General features: G+C 46.4%; 15 protein-coding genes. 9 read left to right on the top strand and 6 right to left on the bottom strand.

Annotation, left to right across the window (positions count from 1 at the left end; genetic code table 11):
• Window positions 1–56 precede the first annotated feature (56 nt).
• The 3 genes from KO501_RS08620 to KO501_RS08610 all read left to right on the top strand — a co-directional run bounded on the left by KO501_RS08620 (window position 57) and on the right by KO501_RS08610 (window position 5,243).
• Window positions 57–2,390, top strand: a complete 2,334-nt coding sequence (locus KO501_RS08620) for a TonB-dependent receptor (protein WP_216029250.1) — start codon at window positions 57–59, stop codon at window positions 2,388–2,390.
• 111 nt (window positions 2,391–2,501) lie between these two features.
• Window positions 2,502–4,529 carry a phosphocholine-specific phospholipase C gene (locus KO501_RS08615; RefSeq protein ID WP_216029249.1) on the top strand — a complete coding sequence of 676 codons (2,028 nt, stop codon included), beginning with the start codon at window positions 2,502–2,504 and terminating at the stop codon, window positions 4,527–4,529.
• 36 nt (window positions 4,530–4,565) lie between these two features.
• On the top strand, window positions 4,566–5,243 hold the full coding sequence (locus KO501_RS08610; protein ID WP_216029248.1) for an HAD family phosphatase: 678 nt from the start codon (window positions 4,566–4,568) through the stop codon (window positions 5,241–5,243).
• 400 nt (window positions 5,244–5,643) lie between these two features.
• Here the strand turns inward: KO501_RS08610 and accC are convergent, their stop codons facing one another.
• The 4 genes from accC to KO501_RS08590 form a co-directional block, all read right to left on the bottom strand.
• Window positions 5,644–6,987, bottom strand: a complete 1,344-nt coding sequence (gene accC, locus KO501_RS08605) for an acetyl-CoA carboxylase biotin carboxylase subunit (RefSeq protein WP_216029247.1) — start codon at window positions 6,985–6,987, stop codon at window positions 5,644–5,646.
• 13 nt (window positions 6,988–7,000) lie between these two features.
• Window positions 7,001–7,453, bottom strand: a complete 453-nt coding sequence (gene accB / locus KO501_RS08600) for an acetyl-CoA carboxylase biotin carboxyl carrier protein (protein WP_216029246.1) — start codon at window positions 7,451–7,453, stop codon at window positions 7,001–7,003.
• A gap of 20 nt (window positions 7,454–7,473) precedes the next feature.
• On the bottom strand, window positions 7,474–7,905 hold the full coding sequence (gene aroQ, locus KO501_RS08595; protein ID WP_216029245.1) for a type II 3-dehydroquinate dehydratase: 432 nt from the start codon (window positions 7,903–7,905) through the stop codon (window positions 7,474–7,476).
• Between the two features lie 197 nt (window positions 7,906–8,102).
• Window positions 8,103–9,923, bottom strand: a complete 1,821-nt coding sequence (locus KO501_RS08590; protein ID WP_216029244.1) for a protein-disulfide reductase DsbD — start codon at window positions 9,921–9,923, stop codon at window positions 8,103–8,105.
• Between the two features lie 315 nt (window positions 9,924–10,238).
• On the opposite strand from KO501_RS08590, the gene KO501_RS08585 reads away from it, so the two are divergent.
• From KO501_RS08585 to groL, 3 genes are all read left to right on the top strand, one after another.
• On the top strand, window positions 10,239–10,739 hold the full coding sequence (locus KO501_RS08585) for an FxsA family protein (protein WP_216029243.1): 501 nt from the start codon (window positions 10,239–10,241) through the stop codon (window positions 10,737–10,739).
• 251 nt (window positions 10,740–10,990) lie between these two features.
• Window positions 10,991–11,281, top strand: a complete 291-nt coding sequence (locus KO501_RS08580; RefSeq protein ID WP_216029242.1) for a co-chaperone GroES — start codon at window positions 10,991–10,993, stop codon at window positions 11,279–11,281.
• Window positions 11,282–11,315: 34 nt separating this feature from the next.
• Entirely contained in the window at window positions 11,316–12,962 is a 1,647-nt protein-coding gene (groL, locus tag KO501_RS08575) for a chaperonin GroEL (RefSeq protein ID WP_216029241.1), read from the top strand.
• Between the two features lie 219 nt (window positions 12,963–13,181).
• On the opposite strand, the gene KO501_RS08570 is transcribed toward groL, so the two are convergent.
• Both KO501_RS08570 and KO501_RS08565 read right to left on the bottom strand, forming a co-directional pair.
• On the bottom strand, window positions 13,182–14,840 hold the full coding sequence (locus tag KO501_RS08570; protein WP_216029240.1) for an ATP-binding protein: 1,659 nt from the start codon (window positions 14,838–14,840) through the stop codon (window positions 13,182–13,184).
• An 11-nt stretch (window positions 14,841–14,851) separates the two neighbouring features.
• A complete protein-coding gene (locus tag KO501_RS08565) occupies window positions 14,852–15,676 on the bottom strand; it encodes a phosphate/phosphite/phosphonate ABC transporter substrate-binding protein (protein WP_216029239.1) in 825 nt (274 codons plus the stop codon).
• 230 nt (window positions 15,677–15,906) lie between these two features.
• Between KO501_RS08565 and ppiC the strand changes: the two genes are divergently transcribed.
• The 3 genes from ppiC to KO501_RS08550 all read left to right on the top strand — a co-directional run bounded on the left by ppiC (window position 15,907) and on the right by KO501_RS08550 (window position 18,150).
• Complete coding sequence (ppiC, locus tag KO501_RS08560) at window positions 15,907–16,188, top strand: peptidylprolyl isomerase PpiC (protein WP_252728266.1); 282 nt, start codon at window positions 15,907–15,909, stop codon at window positions 16,186–16,188.
• A 523-nt stretch (window positions 16,189–16,711) separates the two neighbouring features.
• Window positions 16,712–17,863: an NAD(P) transhydrogenase subunit alpha gene (locus KO501_RS08555; RefSeq protein ID WP_216029238.1), complete on the top strand. Its 1,152-nt coding sequence runs from the start codon at window positions 16,712–16,714 to the stop codon at window positions 17,861–17,863.
• 2 nt (window positions 17,864–17,865) lie between these two features.
• Window positions 17,866–18,150: an NAD(P) transhydrogenase subunit alpha gene (locus tag KO501_RS08550; RefSeq protein ID WP_216029237.1), complete on the top strand. Its 285-nt coding sequence runs from the start codon at window positions 17,866–17,868 to the stop codon at window positions 18,148–18,150.
• Window positions 18,151–18,159 lie beyond the last annotated feature (9 nt).

Below are 18,159 nucleotides of genomic sequence, written 5' to 3'. Positions count from 1 at the left end.
GGGCATTGTCCTCGCAAACAAAAAATCACACGTAAAACTATTCACAAGGAAACGAAATGAAAACGCTTTGCTGCTTTGCCCTTTCACCCCTCATGCTGGCCATGGCAAGTTCTGCCGTCGTTGCTCAGGAAACAGAATCAGAAAAATCACAAACTGAAAAGATTGTGGTTATTGGCCAGAAGCAGACCTTTGCTTCTAATACCGTATCAATGGACATGATTTCCCGCCGTCCTGCTAACGCCTCAGTCAACACGGTGGTGCAGGAATTACCCGGGGTTATCGTTCAGGAAGCCGACACTTTTGGTTCTTCTGATTGGATGACTAACATCCGCATGCGCGGCTTCAATACGAGCAATGGCCAAATTGGTACCACATTGGATGGCTTGCCAAACGGTGGTTCGGGTTACGGCGGCGGTAGTAAAGCCAACAAGTTTATCGACGTATTCGATCTGGAAACCGTAGAAGTGAGCCAAGGCACCGCAGATATTAGCGCGCGCTCAAATGAAGCGCTCGGCGGTACGCTGAACTTTATTACCAGTGACCCGATGACAGAAGAAAACATCAGCGTGTATTACTTGGCCGGTGATCAGGATGCGAGCAAATACCGCTTTCGCTACGATTCGGGTGAAATTATGGAGAATACGTATTTCTTCATCAGTGGCTCGTCGGCTGAAAACAAAGACGTATGGGACAATGCTGCGACCACAGAGAAAGACTACCTGACCGGTAAACTGATTTCTGAAATCAACGGCTACAACCTCACCGCATTCGCAACGTTCAATGATTCGAATGAAAATGAATACGAGTATGTATCACTTGAACAGTATTACGAAAATCCTCGTCATGACGCGCTTCATTCCAACTGGACCGGTATTCCCAGTCTTGACGAAAATAACCGTGAAGGCTGGCGCGCACTGCGTGAAAACAAGTTCTATAGCCTGAAGCTGGATAAAGATTTCGGTGATTTCGCCTTTAACACCGCTGCTTATTTCCACCGAATGGATGGACGTGGCGACTGGATCCCGCCTTATGTGACCGATGTGGATGGCGACGGTACGCTGGAAGCTGAGCTGTCTGGTGACACCCTTTATGGCGACTACGAAGGCGACGATATCTACTACGTCAACGCGGGAACCACCACAGCGGGTACCCTGATTGATGGCTGTGCAGGCCGTTTTGGTCTGGATGCTGCCCAGGATCCTAACTGCTACGAAGGTAATGTGGAGCCAGTTAGCTCTTATCGCACATCAAATTACTCTAATCGTCGCTATGGCCTGACCGGTGATGTCTCTTACGCCTTTACCACAGGTGACGTGTCGCACACACTGCGTGCCGGTTTCTGGTACGAAAACTACGATGCCGATGTGACGCGTAAATGGCATCTGATCAATAACCCTGAAACCAGCATCGAATTTAGTGGAACACCATACTGGGTGCAGTATAAAACCGAATCGAACACCAAAGAGCTGATGTATTACATTCAGGAAAACCTGGAAGTTGGCCCGTTAACGGCCAGTGTGGGTGTGAAGCAATTTCAGCTGGATACCACGGTCGAGCATTTCTACAACGACGATCGCATAGGTCAGCTGGACAATACTTCTGATCCGCTACTGTATGTCGGTGCCACTTACACTACGCCACTTGAAGGTCTGGAAGTGTTTGCCGGCTATTCAGAAAACTATAAGTCGATTACTCCAAGTATTATCGATTCGGGTTTGTCGAACAACGAGCTAGGCACAATCGATCCAGAAACCTCTGATAACATTGAGCTGGGTTTCCGTTTCGATAACCGTGATTTCAAAGCCGCGGTTACGTTCTACGACATCAACTTCGACAACCGTATTATTGAACTCGACACGACAGTGCTTGCAGGCATAGATTATAAAGAAGAAGTCGACGGCACTTATATCAATGCGGGTGGCCAGAAAAGCCGCGGTGTGGAGTTGCTGGCGTCTTATCAGCTAACCGGCGCTATCCGCCTGACGGGTTCGTATACTTTCGATGACTCTGAATATCTAGGTACCGGTGATGCAGGCCTAGATGCCGATTCAGGCATTGTTGCCGGCAATCAGGTTTACGGTGGGCCACAAACCTTTTTCACCCTAGCAGCGGATTACAAGAGCGAATTGATGAGCACAGGTTTATCGCTGCGCCATATTGGCGATCGTTACATCAACTTTGAAAACTCGGCCACAGCGCCTGCCTACGAGGTGGTTGATGCCTATATCGGTCTAGACGTAATGGACGTAGCTCCGCAAATAAAGGAAGTGCATGTTCGTCTGAACGTTAACAATCTGCTGGATCGTGAGTACATACTGGGGATCGGCACTGATAGTGTTTATCCCGGCTCTCCACGTACCGTCACGCTGACAGTGGGCGCTGATTTCTAATCATTTGGCGTATTTACCGGGCGGTTAAACCATATCGTAACACCGCCCGGCTATTATTCCCCCAATCTCCCCATGGGGAGTGTTTTTTCGCAAATACATTTAAGGTGTCAAATGGCCGATATTAATCGTCGTCAGTTTCTTGCTGCAGCCGGAGCTTCTGGGCTGTTTGCTGCATTTCCTTCCATCGCCAGAGCGCTTGCTATTCCGGCGAGTGTTAAAACCGGCACGATAAACGATGTGGAACATGTTGTGATCCTGATGCAGGAGAACCGGTCATTTGATCATTACTTTGGTACCTTCTGTGGCGTGCGTGGTTTTTCAGATCCCTACCCCGCACCGGCAAAAACGACGGAAAAACAACAGAACAGAGATGTGTTTCTACAACATAATACCACCCGTGAAGGGCCTGAATGGATTGCACCATTTCCGTTAAATACCCGACAGAATTTTGCCCATATGCGCGTAGACGGCACACCGCACTCTTGGCCTGACGCCCAGGACGCTTGGGATCACGGCCGCATGAGCCACTGGCCGGACGCCAAATATCTACATGCAATGGGCTACTATGAACGAGACGATATACCGTTTCAGTTTGCCTTGGCTGAAGCGTTCACCTTGTGTGATGCTTACCACTGCTCATCACAAACCGGCACCAACACAAACCGTTTGTTTTTATGGTCGGGCACCAATGATGGCAATGCCACACAAGGCGGCCCGGCAATTGGCAACTCCCATGACAACATGCCGGAAAAAGGGGGGTACCCTGAACCCTATTTGTGGACAACCTATGTTGAGCGGCTGCAGGAAGCGGGTATCGACTGGACCATTTACCAGGACATGGCGGATAACTTCACAGACAACCCATTGGTGGGCTTTAAAGCTTTTCAGGATTCCTTCGTTGACACACCCGACAGTGACACCGAATTAGCCAAACGGGCGCTAACTACCCGCGGGCTGGACAAATTACGGGAAGATGCCCGCAAGGATTCGCTGCCCCAGGTATCGTACATCATTGCAACTGCAGAAGGGTCTGAGCATCCGGGGCCTTCCAGCCCGGCGCAGGGAGCCGCCTACATTGCCGACGTACTCGACGCTCTGACAGCGAACCCGGATGTGTGGTCTAAAACCGCATTATTCATTATGTTCGATGAAAATGATGGTTTTTTCGATCACATGCCGCCGCCCGCCCCTCCATCAATGAAGGCAGACGGTAGCTTTGCGGGTACTTCGCAGGTTGCTACTGATGGTGAATATCATCTGCATTTTTCTATTGCCGACAAAAAACTGGAGCGTGATGACTTAATGGGTAACCCTTATGGTCTTGGTCCCCGGGTGCCCGCTTATGTCATTTCGCCTTGGAGTCGGGGCGGCTATATCTGCTCGGATGTCATGGATCATACTTCAGTGATCCGCTTTCTTGAACAACGCTTCGGCGTTGCTGAGCCCAATATTTCGCCCTGGCGACGAGCAGTATGTGGCGATTTTATGAGTGCTTTCGATTTTAGCTCTCCCAATAAATCTGTCTTACCGGCTTTTCCGAACCCCCGCATTGATGCCCGTTTAGCCGGTGCGCTTCCCGGCCGCACTGTGCCGGTTATTCCGGAACAAACGACCCGGCCAGAGCAGGAAAAAGGACTGCGCCCCCAGTGTAAAAACTTTTACCAGACAGCGGTGACTATGGCAGAAAAAAAGGATAAATTATCACTCGCGCTGGCCAACCAGAACGACCGCACGGCGGTTTTTCATGTTTACGACAGGCTAGATACACAGGCGATTCCCAGACGGTACACGATTGCCCCACATAGTGAGTATGCTGATGTTTGGCAAAGCCAAGATAAAGGATATGACCTGCAAATTATGGCACCAGAGGGGTTTCACCGCCGCATTTGCATAGAAAAATCACAGATAGAGACGTTCAGCAAACTATCCCTTACTATCTCTTCCCAAGGCTGCTTTGTTACCGCCAAAGAGAGTGCATTTGCAGTAACCATGAATAGTGGGCAACGCCTTACACAAGCCCTGCCAGTTGGCACGCAGGTATCGATGCCAGTAGACGCCAACGGACGTTACGATTTCTTTGTAACATTGCCTGGCGAAGCCAAAGGCTTTCTTGAATTTGCAGGACGAATACCTGCTTAACACCCTTTGTAGCAGTATCCGAATAAAGAGGAATAAATGTCGCAATCTGCATTAGTAGTATTTGACTTAGACGGCACACTGATTGACGCAGATTGTGCACAAGAATGGCTTACCTTTTTGAAACGGAAGGGCTTTCCTGGCGCAAAAGAAGCGGAGAATGTGTGCGCAGAAATCATGCAAAATTATGATTCTGGGAACATGGATATGCATGAATACATGGGTTACTGGGTTGCGCCCATAGCGGGTTTACCTGTGGTCGAAATGGACGCACTAGCAGAAGAATTTGCAAACACCGTTATGCAGCCGCGGGTATTTTTGGAGGGATTCGCTTGCGTAAAAGCACACCTTGATGCGGGTGATACGGTTTTGTTGATATCTGCGAGCCCCACACTGGTGGTTCGCCCAATAGCTTCGCTGTTTGGTATAAGTCATGTTATTGGAATTGATATCATAACCCAAGGTGACAAATACACCCGACGGGTTAAAGAGCCTTTAAGTTTTGGTCCCGGAAAGCTCAAATGTTTGCAGCAGTGGCAATGTAAACGACAGATCAACAGTCACACATTATCCAACATGTATAGTGATTCGATGAATGATCTCCCTTTGCTAATGTATGCGGAGCAGGCGGTTGTGGTTAATGCAGACACCATTGTTGCAGAAAAAGCCAAACGCTATAACTGGCAAATCGAGCACTGGGAAATCGTTGCGAACTGAACTTCCTTTATACTTATTAATTTACCATCACGACGCCTCGCCCAGCCTTAAATCTGCTGGTATCGGTCTATTTCCAAAGGGTATGTAGATAAAATTCAGGCAAAAAAAAGCCAGCCTAGAAGGCTGGCAAAAACAACGCAATGGAGAAGGACTCCATGAAGGAAACACACAAGCTGCAGGGAACAGCTTTAAGGGGATTCAAACTAATCTGGGAGACGTTAAGCGTTAATGTGTAACGCCGTTTGAATATGGGATAAGTATAGTGCCAACACCCTAAACTAAAAAAGCGGTAAAAATTGATTATTGAAATCGTTTTTATCGAATAGAGAGTGTCTGCAGCAGGAAGGAAATAGAAATAAAAACACCCGCCGTGGCGGGTGTTTTTTATGAAAAATGAAAACTAGGCCATGCCAAGCTTTTTCTCGAGGTAGTGAATATTCGTACCACCTGCAAAGAAATTTTCATCGGCCATTATTCGGCGCTGTAGCGGAATATTGGTTTTAATACCTTCTACGACGATCTCTTCTAGCGCATGACGCATACGGGCAATGGCTTCATCACGGCTTTCACCGTAGGTGATTAGCTTACCAATCATAGAATCGTAATAAGGTGGCACTGTGTAGCCTGCATAAATATGGGATTCCCAGCGCACGCCTAAACCGCCTGGCGAATGAAACATGTTTATTAAACCAGGGCTAGGGATGAAGGTATCAGGATCTTCTGCGTTAATGCGACATTCAATGGCATGGCCACGAATTTGTACTTGAGATTGATCCACGGATAATGGCTGCCCACCAGCAATACGCAGTTGCTCTTTGATTAGGTCAACGCCGGTGATCATTTCTGATACCGGATGTTCAACCTGAATACGGGTATTCATTTCAATGAAGTAGAACTCACCGTTTTCGTACAAGAACTCAAAAGTACCAGCACCGCGATAACCAATTTCAATACACGCTTTACAGCAGCGATCGCCAATTTTATTGCGCATTTGCTCGGAAATACCAGGCGCAGGGGCCTCTTCAACCACCTTTTGGTGACGACGTTGCATAGAACAGTCTCGTTCACCTAAATGAATGGCGTTGCCTTGTCCATCGGACAAAACTTGAATTTCTACATGGCGAGGATTTTCTAGAAACTTCTCCATGTATACAGTGGGGTTACCAAAAGCGGCACCCGCTTCAGCTTGGGTGGTGGCAATGGCAGAGATAAGCTCTTTTTCACTGCGAACAACACGCATTCCACGTCCACCACCGCCGCCAGCAGCTTTAACGATTATGGGGTAACCAATACGTTTCGCGATGCTTTTGTTACGATCTTCGTCGTCGGTTAGTGGGCCGTCAGAGCCTGGTACGCAAGGTACGCCTGCTTTTTTCATCGAATTAATGGCCGACACTTTGTCGCCCATTAAATTGATGGTTTCAGCTTTAGGACCAACGAAAACAAAGCCGCTTTTCTCTACGGCTTCAGCAAAATCGGCATTCTCTGCCAAAAAGCCATAACCGGGGTGAATTGCGATGGAGTTGGTCACTTCTGCTGCGGCAATAATACGAGGAATATTAAGGTAGCTTTCGGTGGCCGAGGCACCGCCGATACAGATAGATTCATCTGCCAACAGTACATGTTTTAAATTTCTGTCCGCGGTAGAGTGCACAGCAACGGTTTTGATGCCTAGTTCTTTACAGGCACGCAAAATACGTAGTGCAATCTCTCCACGGTTAGCAATAAGTACTTTATCTAACATAGTAGCCGCCCGATTATTCGATGATGAACAGTGGCTGATCGAACTCAACTGGATCTTGGTTTTCAACCAGAATCGCTTTTACAACGCCGGCTTGGTCGGCTTCGATTTGGTTCATCATCTTCATGGCTTCGATAATACATAGCGTATCACCTACGTTCACAGACTGGCCGACTTCTACGAATGATTTCGCAGCGGGCGACGAGGCGCGATAGAAAGTACCGACCATAGGTGATTTCACCTGATGTCCGGTGGGTGTGTCGTCAACGGGCGCCGCGGCTTCTGCAGCGGGTGCCACAGGTGCTGCAACAGGAGCGGCCGGTGCTGCTACGCTGTATTGCATTGGCGCAGGCGTGCCAGATGGACCGCGATGTATGCGTACAGATTCTTCACCTTCAGTGATCTCCAGTTCGGCAATACCGGATTCTTCCACTAATTCGATGAGTTTTTTGATTTTTCTGATATCCATTGTCATTTCTCGTTATTAATTCAGTTTTTTAAATTCAGTGCTGCAGTTAGCGCTAACTCATACCCTATAGCTCCAAGGCCAAGGATAACGCCAGCTGCAACGTCAGAAAGGTAAGAATGGTGACGGAAAGGTTCGCGGGCGTGAACATTGGATAAGTGCACCTCTATAAAAGGAATACTGACACTTAGCAATGCATCACGCAGGGCAACGCTAGTATGGGTAAAGGCTGCAGGATTAATGATGATGACATCGACCTGCCCCATGGCTTCATGAATGCGGTTGACGAGCTCGTGCTCGGCGTTAGATTGAAAATGACTGAGCGTAGCACCTGCCGCACTGGCTTTGTGCTCCAGATTATCCACAATGTCCTGAAGTGTCTGATGACCATAGGTCTCAGGTTCACGCTTGCCTAACATATTCAGGTTAGGGCCATTTAACAATAAAATTTCCATAACTTGCTGCTATCTTTCTTAAAATGATTGCCTTTAAAGCATTTCAACAAAAAAAACGTCTGTTTGCACGAAATTTCAACCGTAAACTGAGGGCTTCCGTCAGTTTAGTGGGCAAGTATAGTGGATTTGCCAATTTTCGCAGCAAAATACTGGTCTAATCAGGGGAAATGGCCGCAAGTTTTACTGTCGCTGCATAGTCAGTGAGTCAGTACTTGATTCACATGAGTGGCAAAATCAGATGCCGTCATAAACCCTGTAACCCGAGCATGGGTTATTTCCTCGCCCTGTGTGTTGAAAAACAAAATAGTGGGCAAGCCGAGTACATCAAACGCTTTTTGGAACTCAAGGTTTGAAGGTGTATTGTCGGTAAGGTCAATTTGCATCCACTCGGTGTCAGACAACGCATTTACCACCTGTTCATCATTAAAGGTGTACTTTTCAAACTCTTTACACGCCACACACCAGTCAGCGTATAGATCGACCATCACAGTTTTGCCCGCGGCGTTCGCTGCTGCCAGTTTCGCTTTAAAGTCGGCAAGGTTTTTCACCTTTATGAAGGTAGGGTGCAAGGGAGCTGGTAAGTGCGAAGCGGTGCGTCCTACCTGTGGGGATGACGTTATGGTCGGCGAGAGGGTTTGGTAACCTAGCATGGCGCTACCAAATAGGCCCAAAAAGATAACCAGCGTACGTACTGCTTTAAAAAAGCTGGTTTGAGTGGGTTGATTGATGGTGTGGTAGTAAGAAAATGCAGCCAACCCAAGTCCCGCCCATAACAGATTGGTGTAGGGTGATACCCAAATCCGCTCTATAAATATTAGGGCCACTGCCAGCATCATAAAGCCAAAGCTAATCTTAACGGTATTCATCCAGTTACCGGCTTTAGGTAGTAATTTGCCGCCGCTCATACCAAAGACAATAAGCGGTATACCCATACCAATACTCAAAATATAAAGGGATATAAAGCCTAAGAATAAATCGCCGGATTGGGCGATAAACAACAATATGCCGGTTAGCGGCGCGGTGGTGCAGGGTGATGCAATAAGACCAGAGAGGGCCCCCATCACAAATACGCCAATAATATTACCTCGCTTTTGCGTATTGCTTAATTGGCTCAGCCGACTTTGCCAAGCCGCAGGTAACTGAATTTCATATGCACCAAACATGGCCAGTGCTAAGGCAACAAACAGCAGGATGAAGATACCCAATACCACAGGATGTTGCAGCGCGGCTTGAAACTGGACACCCACAGACGCCACCACTAACCCTAAAATGGAGTAGGTTATGGCCATGCCTTGTACATATACCATGCTAAGCAAAAATGCTTTGCGTAGGCTAAGACTTTGCCCTTGCCCCAATACAATGCCGGAGAGAATGGGGTACATGGGAAATACGCAAGGGGTGAAAGCCAGTCCAATGCCTAGCGCAAGGAAGAGCAGCAAGGTAAGGGCAAGGTTTTCTTTGCTGGCAAGGCGATCGGCAAGAGTAAATTGCTGAGATTTCGTCGCTGTGGCGGAGGACAACTGGGTTGTCTGAGTATTGTGACTGTCTGCCTTATTATCGGAAGTCACTGCCGTTAAAGGGATTTCGCGTATGGCGGGGGGGTAACATAATCCTGCATCTGCACAGCCTTGAAAGCGCACTTTTAATACACTGTCTTGGGTAATGTCACTAAGGGAAACGGTAAAAGTGACATACTGATAATAAACCTGAGTTTCGCCAAAAAACTCGTCAAATTTTGTTTCCCCATCTGGGTATGCGGGGGCTTGTACCGTTAGATTTTTGCCTACTACTTTAAATTGATGCTTATAAAGATAATAGCCTTCGGCTATATAGAAGCGCAGGGTTAGCGTGCTACCGTCTTGTTGGTAATCATATTTAAAGGCTTCTTCAACAGGCAGATATTCAGGCTCTCCCTGGTCAAAGAAGGATCCCGCAGAAATATCGGGAAGCTGCGCGAATGCTACACCTGCCGATAATATAAAAAAACATGCGAGCATCAGTGATGCTATGTACTTCATATATAAAGCGCCTTTAAAAATAATGGCATTTGCCTTGTTTAGCCCTGCTCAAGCGTGCTTAGGTTTATCTCTGTTATCGCTAGCTGACCGTAATCTTTTGGCTATTCTTTCAGATTTTTGTTCAAATCACGAACTCCCAATCGTGAAAAGTAACGTACTTACCTCAAAGAATGGATTTTTACTTGTGATAAGTTAAGGGCACCCCATTGAGTTATTATGCATTCAATGTACAGGGTAAACACTTCTGTGCGTGCAACGATCACTGTGAGCAGGTAAGTGTTAACCCTTACCTAAAACCAACTAATGAGGTTTATTTTGCGGATTTTATTTTTACTGTTCGCCGTATTGCCAATTATTGAAATTGCCTTGCTGGTGAAGGTTGGAGGTATCATTGGCGGTTGGAATACCATCGGCATTGTTATCTTAACTGCGTTTATTGGCGCTTATTTTGTGCGTCGAGAAGGGATCCAAACATTACAAACCGCGCAAATGAAAATGCAGCGGGGCGAAATGCCGGGTAAAGAAATGGTTGATGGCCTGATGTTGGCGGTGGCTGGCGTGCTTATGGTTACGCCGGGTTTAATTACCGATACATTGGGTATTTTATTGGTGCTGCCAGGTACCCGGCACGTGATTGCCCGCTATATCAGCGCCAATATGAAATTGCGGGTGGTTAGTGCGACGTCGGGACAGCAAGATAGTCCGTTTTCACATACTGATCCTTTTGCTCAGCAACGGGACGAAAACGGTGACGTTTACGAAGGTCAGTACACTGACAAGTCGAAAAATGACGACGATAACCCCCGTTTACGCTAGCTCACAATTAACGTTGATTTTATGGGTTTTACCCCTGAATTTGCGTTAAGCCGATAAATAAGTGAAAAAAATTTGCATTTTTTTCACTTATTCCCCTTGAAGTTGTGTGGTGACTCCCCCATTTAACCTCGCAGAATGAGATTTGAAGTCAGGTTGCCTGACTTCTTTTTACAGTAAATGGCGTACAACTATGACCCTGTGCGTCCGTATAACTAACACTTATATAGTTGGAATTTTCAGGAGACTTGAAAATGGCAATTCGTCCTTTACATGACCGCGTAATCATTAAGCGCGCAGAGCAAGAAACGAAATCTGCGGGTGGCATCGTGCTTACCGGTTCAGCAGCAGAAAAATCTACCCGAGGCGAAGTTATCGCTGTGGGTAACGGCCGTATACTTGATAACGGTGACATTAAAGCCTTAGACGTTAAAGTTGGCGACACCGTTATTTTCAATGACGGATACGGTGTGAAAACCGAGAAGCTAGATGATGAAGAAGTGCTTATCCTAAGTGAAAGCGACATTCTGGCAATCGTTGAGTAATTAATCGTTTAACCGTATTTAGAGGAATTTAAAGATGGCAGCTAAAGAAGTACGTTTTGGTGATGACGCCCGCACAAAAATGCTCAAAGGCGTTAACGTTCTGGCAAACGCAGTAAAAGTAACCTTAGGTCCTAAAGGTCGTAACGTTATTTTAGATAAGTCTTTCGGCGCTCCTACCATCACAAAAGATGGTGTATCGGTAGCCAAAGAAATCGAATTGGAAGACAAGTTCGAGAACATGGGCGCGCAAATGGTGAAAGAAGTTGCTTCTAAAGCCAATGACGAAGCCGGTGACGGAACAACCACCGCCACAGTGCTTGCTCAGTCTATCGTAACTGAAGGTCTGAAGTCTGTTGCGGCGGGTATGAACCCAATGGATCTTAAGCGCGGTATCGACAAAGCCGTTATCGCTGCAGTTGAAGGTCTTAAAGCCCTTTCTACTGATTGTGCCGACGGCAAATCAATTGCTCAGGTAGGTACTATCTCTGCTAACTCCGACGTTGAAGTGGGTGAAATCATCGCTCAAGCAATGGAAAAAGTAGGTAAAGAAGGTGTAATCACTGTTGAAGAAGGTCAGGCTCTGCAAAACGAGTTAGACGTGGTAGAAGGTATGCAGTTCGACCGCGGTTACCTGTCTCCTTACTTCATCAACAACCAGGAAAATGGCACAGTTGAATTAGACAGCCCTTACATCCTATTAGTTGATAAGAAAATCTCTAACATCCGCGAATTGCTGCCTACGCTAGAAGGCGTTGCAAAAGCAGGTAAACCTTTGCTTATCATCGCTGAAGATGTAGAAGGCGAAGCGCTGGCTACCTTGGTAGTGAACAACATGCGCGGTATCGTTAAAGTGGCTGCGGTTAAAGCGCCTGGTTTCGGTGACCGTCGTAAAGCTATGTTGCAAGATATCGCTATCTTGACTGGTGGTACTGTGATTTCTGAAGAAATCGGTCTGGAACTTGAAAAAGTTCAACTTGAAGACCTAGGTACTGCGAAGCGCGTTGTTATCAACAAAGACAACACCACAGTGGTTGACGGTGCCGGTGAAGAAGCCGCTATCGAAGGTCGTTGCGGACAAATTCGTGGTCAAATTGAAGAGTCTACTTCTGACTACGATAAAGAAAAACTGCAAGAGCGTCTGGCTAAATTGTCTGGCGGTGTAGCGGTAATCAAAGTCGGTGCTGCTACCGAAGTTGAAATGAAAGAGAAAAAAGACCGCGTAGAAGATGCGCTGCATGCGACTCGTGCTGCGGTTGAAGAAGGCGTGGTACCTGGTGGTGGTGTAGCGTTGGTACGTGCTGCTGCTAAATTGTCAGAAATGACTGGCGACAACGAAGACCAAACACACGGTATCAAACTGGCTTTACGTGCAATGGAAGCGCCTTTGCGCCAAATCGCAAGCAACGCTGGTGCAGAAGCCTCTGTTGTGGTTAACGCGGTTAAAGGCGGCGAAGGTAACTACGGTTACAACGCAGGTAACGACACTTACGGCGACATGCTGGAAATGGGTATTCTTGACCCAACTAAAGTGACCCGTTCTGCATTGCAATTTGCCTCTTCAATTGCTTCTTTGATGATCACCACTGAAGCCATGGTAGCTGAACTACCTAAAGAAGAAGCTCCTGCTGCACCTGATATGGGCGGCATGGGTGGAATGGGCGGCATGGGCGGCATGATGTAATCATCCACTGCCCTTTACGGTCTATTAAAATCAACGACTTACATTAAATGTATACAGCAATGTAGACAGTAAGCAGCTCTAAGAAAGGCGTTGGGTTAACACTCAGCGCCTTTTTTTATTTGTACCTTGGTAGAAGTAAAACCTGTTTCGGCCCCGTTCGCACTATGGTAATGATGATCTTACTATTGCTAAATAATAGGTATCGATGACGCAGGAGGCTTAACTAACTTCGTTGTTGTTTTCCTGAATAATAGGTAAGGAAAGCAAAAACTTAGTGCCTTTATCTTCTTCGCTATCAAAGGTGAGTTTACCGCCATGTTCGTGAGCAATGCCGTAAGAAATAGACAAGCCTAATCCAGTGCCTTCTTCTTCCGCTTTAGTTGTAAAAAAGGGATTGAATACTTTATTGCGGTTGTTTTGCGGGATCCCGCAGCCAGTGTCTTCCACCACAAGCTCTACGTAACCCTGGGTTTCTTGGGTGCTGATAGTTATTGTGCCTACTTTTCCTGTGGCTTCGATAGCTTGCCCAGCGTTAATCAGCAAATTAGTAATAATCTGCGATATACGTCCCACGTTAAAATACGTTTTTGGTAGCGGGCTTAATTGTGTCACCACTTCACAAGAGTACTTTAGTTTGTTATTTACCATAGCGAGGGTGGTTTTAACGCAGTCATTAAGATTAAACAGCTGCTTTTCATCTGAATCTGCTCGTGAAAAGAGTTTCAAGCCGCGAACGATTTCTTCAACCCGCGAAAGTCCTTCTTGAGATTCTTCTAGTACGTGCTCTAAATCTTCGTTTATGAACGTCATGGTTTCGTAAGCCGACGATGAGAACAGCTTGCTTCGCCGCTGTTCAAAGTCTTTACTCTCATGGTGGTTGAGAACACTTTCAAATTCGTAAAAGAGCATTCTATAGGTGGCTGTATAATCCTTAAGTGTGGCAATATTGCTTGTGACAAAGCCAATGGGATTATTGATTTCGTGGGCTACCCCTGCGGCCAACTGGCCAACTGAAGCCATTTTTTCCGCTTGTAGCAACTGCACTTGTGTTTCTTTTAGTTCATCATTAATTTTAACGAGCTCATCGTTGGCGGCATTGATCATCGCCGTACGTTCTTCTATCCGGCTTTCTAACGATTGATTAAGTTTTTGTAGCGCGCTTTCTGCATTTTTTCGGTGGGTGTGCTCGACTCTTAAATAGCTGGCCAGCTCATTAAATGCCAGCGCTAATTCGCTAAGTTCATCGTTACCCTTAACTTGTATTTCAATAGCTTCGTATTGTTTTTGTCGAGATGACCTAATTAACCGACGTACGCCGCTACGCAGTGAATTTAGCTTTCCGGTGAGGTAGCTGCCCAAGGCGAAGGAAAAAAGGGCAACTAACGCCATTTCAGCGATGGCTATACCAATGGCCCACTGGCGAATGTCGTTCAACGAAGACTTTACTGTGGATATATTGATCCCAAGATCAACGTTCCCGTACAGTGTATTGTCTACGTCAATGTTCCTGCGCACATCGTAAATGCCATCTGTTGCTAAATTGACGCTGCTGTCTGAGGAAAACGGGCGTGATAACGCGGTTTGATTTCCCGCCTCGGCATACACCCTTCCATTAATATCGGCAATACGAACATATTCAATATCAGGGTTGTTCATCAGTTCTTGTACATCGGCTTCTAACGACGCTAAGTCATATGAAAGAAACGCATTCTTAGTGGTAGAGTAAAACAGGTTTGCGGTGGTAGATGCCCGTTTTACCACCGCGTCGTTAATTAGGTCTGAGAGCAATTGATATGTGGTAAACAGCAAGATCGCAAGAAGGGTTGCCTCAATCAGTGCAACACCCAAAATTGTTTTTGCCTTAATAGAAAATCGCATATCTTGCTTGCTTACTCGCCTACACTAGAAAGTAAATTAATATTCAGCGCCCTAACGTCGTTCCAATCTTCATTCTTCGCCAAAACAAAGCCTTTCATTTTAAGCCCCGTTAAAATCTCTTTTCCTACACTGTCGGTGCGCGCTAGTTGTAACAGCGCATTTTGCAGCTTTGTGGCAAGCGCGGGTTTTAGTTTAGGGTGCACAGCCAACGCGTGAGGGGTAAAAGGCGGGCTTTCCCATAGCACGTTAAGATCCTTGTTCACGGCCTTGGGAGCAACGTTAAGGGTACGGTAAATTCCGCCCCCGGCAACAAAAAAAGCACGATGAACATTTAAATATACAGAGTCGTGGGAATGCACGTATACCGGGTTAAACTGAATTCCTTCTTGCCGTAGTTTAGCTTGCGGAATAATACTCGCCGCAAAAGCAGCTGGAGCCGGAAACGCAATGTCTGCACCGTTTAAATCAGCCAGCGTATTAACATTACTTGTTTTATTCACCACTATAATGCCTTGAATATACTTTTCCTTTTGCCGAGCAATGGCGCGATAACCAGCGGCCTCACTAAATACCACCAAATGATATGGGTTCATGTATGCAAGGTCGTATTCGCCATTGGCAAGGGCTTTTTCAAATGCCGGAATATCTTTTGCGGTTTCGAATCGCCATTCATGCCCTGTAATTGTAGACAAGTAATTAATTAATGGTTGCCATGCTTGGGCTAATTTTTTCGGTGATTGCTGAGGTACTATACCTACCGTATATGTCTCACTTACTACGGGTGTGCCGAATGTGAGAAACCAGCAAGCGCAAAGGTAGATCAATTTTGCTTTCATTTAATACACTTTCCGGATTACGCCGGTATAGATCCTGAAACTAAACATGTAAGAACAATTGTAGTATTTTTCGGACTATGACATTGGAAATAAACCTAGTCCTTTAGATCAAGGTGTCAGGTTTGTCATTCGCTGTGCGCCATCTATTCTATTTTGCGAAAAAAGCTTAGGTGTACACAGAAGGATTAGTCCAACGATACCAGCCACCATTACCAATAAAAGGCAGCATTATGGCAACAGCATCAGCATTGCACATTCTTGTAAAAACAGAAAAAGAGGCACTGAGCATACTTTCTCAACTTCAACGAGGCGGCGATTTTGCTAAGTTAGCAAAAAAGCATTCTTTGTGTCCCTCGGGAAAGCGAGGCGGCGATCTCGGTGAGTTACGGCGGGGGCAAATGGTAAAGGCCTTCGATGAAGTTGTATTTAAAAAAGAGCTATTGAAGATCCATGGCCCAGTAAAAACCCGCTTTGGTTATCATTTAATAAAGCCGCTCTATCGTAGCCGCTAAAACAAACAAAGGCAGGTGGGTCCGAGTAGTTTTAAGGTGATTTAATTCAGACCAATGTCGTATTCGGCATTGGGTTGTCTTTTGATAAGCTAATAAATTACGGGTTTACATTAGGTTGTTTTTTAACCAATTGGCTTGGATTTTTTTCATGTTGAAAGGTTTTCCGGTAAAAAAGTTTTCAATCTTGTCTTTTTCCTCAACCTAGAGGTCGGCCTTTCTTTCTCTCCCCTGTATCGAATTCTGCAACCTGTAATTCCACGATAAAATAAAGCAAATTTTGATATTTATCATTTCGTTACGTACTGCTTCACTGATGTACTTCAAAGTAATCGAGAAACCATTACTGTTGTTTTTATAGGCAGTTCGACCCATTACTTATTCCATTTTGTTATTACGGACAAAATTGCCATCGGTGGCAAATAATATTAGGTTGAATTAACAATAATAAATATAAATTAACAAGTTCGGTACAACCAAGACCGAATGATGACTCTCAGAACCCTCCCTTCCTGAGGAAAACACTTTGAAAATACTGATATTGAACGAAGGATTTGAAAAACAGGGACACATTGAGAAGCGATGTGCTGTGTCTGTATCCAGCGTAAAACGAATGGTAAAGCGCGGTATCACGGTGGTAGTGCAGCAAGGCGCTGGTGCCTTGTCAGGCTATCCGGATGAGGCCTTCATTGAAGCCGGGGGCACGGTTCAACAAAACTGTGATGCTGACTTGCAAGATGCTGACATTTTACTTTGTGTAAACCGTCCCGACGAGTCCGTTTATACCTTGCTTAAAGCGCAGGCGTTGGTGATAGGTCATATCGACCCATTTTTCCAGAAACAGGCTGTTGAAGCCATGGCTAAGCGTAGGCTTACCACCTTATCGGTAGAAATGATCCCACGTTCGTCAAGGGCACAAAAAATGGATGCGCTAAGCTCCCAAGCTAGCCTTGCCGGTTACGTGATGGTAATGCAAGCGGCCAATCACTTACCCTCTATTTTACCTATGATGATGACCCCTTCTGGGACGATAAAACCCGCGAAAGTATTCATTATTGGTGCCGGCGTAGCGGGCTTGCAAGCCATAGCCACGGCCAAACGTTTAGGGGCCAATGTGACCGCCTACGATACTCGCGATGTGGTGGCAGAACAGGTGGAATCCTTAGGGGGCAAGTTCCTCAAAATAGACATTGGTGAAACCGGGCAAACCAAAGACGGGTATGCCAAGGAACTCACCGATGAGCAGAAGCAAAAACAGCAAGATGCTCAGCGCGATGCCATTGCCGATTCTGATATTGTGATCACCACGGCCCAACTTTTTGGTCGCCGCCCGCCCCAACTTATCAGTAAAGAAACCTTGGCGTTGATGCGGCCGGGAAGCGTGGTGATGGATATGGCCGCCACATCGGGCGGTAACGTGGAAGGCTCAGTACCCGGCCAAGTTGCCACGGTAAATGGTGTCACCGTTATTGGTTATGGTAATTGGAGTCAGTTTGTAGCCAAAGACGCCACCGACATGTACGCCAATAACCTTTACAACCTGCTTGATGAGTTTTACGACGACGAATCTGCCCAGTTTACCCTGAATATGGATGATGAAATTCTAGCCGGTTGTGTTATCACCCATGACGGTGAAATCACCAACGGCATGCTTAAACAAGCCTATCAAGGAGTCTGACCATGGAAAATATCTACTTAATTTTTATCGTTCTACTGGCAGCTTTTTTGGGCTTCGAACTCATTCGTAAAGTGCCTTCTACCTTACATACGCCACTGATGTCAGGCTCTAACGCCATTTCGGGCATAACCTTAGTTGGGGCATTAGCGGCATCAGGCACGGATCATGATGTACTCACTACCATTTTAGGCACAGCGGCGGTGGCGCTAGCTAGCATCAATGTAGTGGGCGGCTATATGGTTACTGACCGTATGCTTGGCATGTTTAAGAAAAAAGACCGGAAGTAAGGGGCCGAA

The organism is Alteromonas sp. C1M14, from assembly GCF_018860965.1.
GTDB lineage: Bacteria > Pseudomonadota > Gammaproteobacteria > Enterobacterales > Alteromonadaceae > Alteromonas.
The sequence above is the reverse complement of the archived record's forward strand: the minus strand, read 5'-3'. Positions and strand labels throughout refer to the sequence as shown.